General features: G+C 72.5%; 5 protein-coding genes. 2 read left to right on the top strand and 3 right to left on the bottom strand.

All coding sequences use genetic code 11. The features are described 5' to 3' along the window. Positions 1 to 269, top strand: a 269-nt coding sequence (locus QM634_RS13585) for a DUF3515 domain-containing protein (RefSeq protein ID WP_415043311.1), incomplete at its 5' end; no start/stop codon positions are given. A gap of 3 nt (positions 270 to 272) precedes the next feature. On the opposite strand, the gene QM634_RS13580 is transcribed toward QM634_RS13585, so the two are convergent. The 3 genes from QM634_RS13580 to QM634_RS13570 are packed head-to-tail and all read right to left on the bottom strand — an operon-like array spanning position 273 to position 2,152. After that, on the bottom strand, positions 273 to 1,274 hold the full coding sequence (locus QM634_RS13580) for an NAD(P)H-dependent glycerol-3-phosphate dehydrogenase (protein ID WP_415043310.1): 1,002 nt from the start codon (positions 1,272 to 1,274) through the stop codon (positions 273 to 275). 35 nt (positions 1,275 to 1,309) lie between these two features. Continuing rightward, complete coding sequence (locus QM634_RS13575) at positions 1,310 to 1,591, bottom strand: hypothetical protein (protein ID WP_415043309.1); 282 nt, start codon at positions 1,589 to 1,591, stop codon at positions 1,310 to 1,312. 30 nt (positions 1,592 to 1,621) lie between these two features. Next, entirely contained in the window at positions 1,622 to 2,152 is a 531-nt protein-coding gene (locus QM634_RS13570) for a YdeI/OmpD-associated family protein (protein ID WP_415043308.1), read from the bottom strand. 57 nt (positions 2,153 to 2,209) lie between these two features. On the opposite strand from QM634_RS13570, the gene QM634_RS13565 reads away from it, so the two are divergent. Next, on the top strand, positions 2,210 to 2,726 hold a 517-nt coding region (locus QM634_RS13565; protein WP_415043307.1), incomplete at its 3' end, for an NTP transferase domain-containing protein.

Genomic DNA, 2,726 nt, shown 5'->3' with positions numbered 1-2,726 from the left:
GCTGGCGCTCGCGCAGCGGGGACTCGGTCGCGCTGCGCTGCGGCGTCGCCCGCCCGGCGGCGCTGGCCCCGTCCTCACGCCTGCAGGTCGTGGACTCGGCGCAGTGGTTCATCACCGACGAGCAGAAGACCGGCGTCGCGTACGTCGCCGTCGACCACCGCCCGTATGTCGCGCTGTGGCTGCCCCGCGACTCCGGTCCGACCCCGATCAGCGAGGTCACCGCCCTGATCGACAAGAACCTGGCACGCGGGCCGCTCGAGCTCGGGTAGCGCTCAGCGGATCTCCGGCTTGCGCGGCCGCCCCAGGAGCATGGCGATCGCGTCGGGGACGGTCAGCCCCTTGTGGCAGACGTCGTCGACCGCATCGGTCAACGGGACGTCGACGCCGTGGATCTGCGCGAGCGCGCGCACCGATGCGCAGGACTTCACGCCCTCGGCGACCTGGCCGTTGGTCGCGGCCTGGGCCTCTTCGAGGGTCTTGCCCTGCCCGAGCGCGTAGCCGAAGGTCCGGTTCCGCGACAGCGGCGACGAACAGGTGGCCACGAGGTCCCCGATGCCGGCGAGACCGGCGAGGGTTTGCACGTCGGCGCCGGCCGCGACCCCGAGGCGGATCGTCTCGGCCAACCCGCGGGTGATGATCGTGGCGAGCGTGTTCTGCCCGAACCCGACCCCGGCGGCCATACCGCACGCCAGGGCGATGACGTTCTTCACCGCACCGCCCAGCTCGCAGCCGATGACGTCGGTGTTGGTGTACGGCCGGAAGTAGCTGGTGGAGAAGGCCTCCTGCAGGAGGACGGCGCGCTGCTCGTCGACGCAGCCGATCACGGTCGCCGCCGGCTGCCCGGCCGCGACCTCCTTGGCCAGGTTCGGCCCGGTCAGCACCGCGATCCGCTCGGGCGCGGCACCGGTGACGTCGGCGATCACCTCCGACATCCGCATCATCGTCGACGTCTCGACGCCCTTGGCCAGCGACACGAAGGTCATCGTGTCGGTCAGATGCGGCGACCACTGCTCCAGATTGGGGCGCAACGACTGCGACGGAACTCCGAGGACGACCACGTCGGCACCGTCCAGCGCAGCCGGCACGTCGCTGACCGCGGACAGGGCCTCGGGCAGCGCGACTCCGGGCAGATAGTCGGGGTTCTCGTGAGTCGCGTTGATCGCGTCGGCCAGCGCGGCGCGCCGTGCCCAGATCCGCGTCGGCGTACCCGCGTCGACGAGGACCTTGGCCACCGTCGTCCCCCACGATCCGGCACCCATCACGACCGCTTGCACGCCGACCCCTCTCCCGTCGATTCCGTTCCCCCAGCCTAGCGGTCGGTCTGCGACGGGTTCGCCGCTCGCGGCTTTCGCCTCTTGCCCACGGGCACGGGGCCGCGATCGTGGGGGTCGACGATCAGCGAATCCGTCCGATAGGAGGTGACCGGACGCTCCTGGCGATAGTGCGGCATCGAGTTCAGCGGGTCGATGTCGGAGTAGTCGTCGGGGAATCCGCCGCGTCGCTGTTTGCGCAGCCGCAGGGCCAGCAGGCCGATCGGGGCGATCGTGACCACGACAACGATCACGATGAGGGCCCACACGTCCGATTCCATGGCGCCAGAATAGCCGCGCCCGTGGCGGCGTCAGGCCTCGATGAGTTTGCCGCTCGTGGCGACTTCGGGGTCGGTGCAGGACGACAGGTCGAAGCAGCACGGGCGCCGCTTGCCGTTGCGCAGCTTGTCGACGGCCACCTCGATCCGCCGCTGCCGGGTCTGGGGGTTCTTCGTCGCGTTGATCCAGCGGACCCATTCCCAGCGCGCCATCGGGGTGATCGCCTCCCACAGGTCGGCGATATCGGGGGCACCGGCCAGTGCGGCGGCGAAGTCGTCGGGCCGGACCGGCTCGGGCCATTCCTTGGTCGGCACCACCCGGATGGCGGCGTCGTCGCCCTCGCCCAGCCCGGCGAGGCCGTCGGCCGGCAGCCAGTGCCCGCGGCGCCCGTCGGGTTCGACGACGGTGTCGGCGGTGTGCCCGGCGACGGTCACCGTGGCGGCGACCTGACCGCGCGAGGGCAGCGCGGCGCTCGCCTCCGCGGGCAGGCGGACGACCAGTCGCTCACCGATCGCGCTGACTCGCCCGGTGAACTCGACCGGCTCGGACTTCGGCGTACCCATGGCTGCCAGGCTAGTCCCCCGTCGGCCCGGGTGGCGGCGGCCGCAGACCCTGCCATGATGGAGGGCGTGGCATGGGGAGCAGTGTTGGCGGTCAAGCCGCTGCCGGAGGCGAAATCGCGCCTGACCGGCGCAGTCGGTGACCGTTCCTCGCTGGTCCTGGCGATGCTCGCCGACGTGCTCGCCGCGACGTCCGCCGCCGGGGTGACCGCCCTGGTGGTGACGCCCGACCCCCGGATCGCCGCGGCCGCGGCGGCCGCGGGCGCACACACCGCCGACGAACCGGTCGCCGGCGGAGGCCTCAACGCCGCGTTCGTCCACGGTCAGCACGAGCTGACCGGCCGCATAGGGGCGGTCGACGGCGTCGTGCTGCTGCAGGCCGATCTGCCCGCCCTCACCGCCGCCGACCTCCGGTCCGCCATCACTGCGCATGAGGCGACGACCGCAGAGCAGACCTTCGTCGCCGACCTTGCGGGTACCGGCACCAGCGCCCTGCTGCGACCGGCCGCGATCACCCGGGCGCCGCTGTTCGGCGCCGACTCGGCGGCCCGCCACCGCGGGGCGGGCGTCGCCGAGC

The organism is Gordonia sp. (in: high G+C Gram-positive bacteria), assembly GCF_047606305.1.
In the GTDB taxonomy this organism is placed as follows: Bacteria; Actinomycetota; Actinomycetes; order Mycobacteriales; family Mycobacteriaceae; genus Gordonia.
Note: the sequence above shows the minus strand (reverse complement) of the source record. Positions and strands in the feature narration are given on the sequence as shown.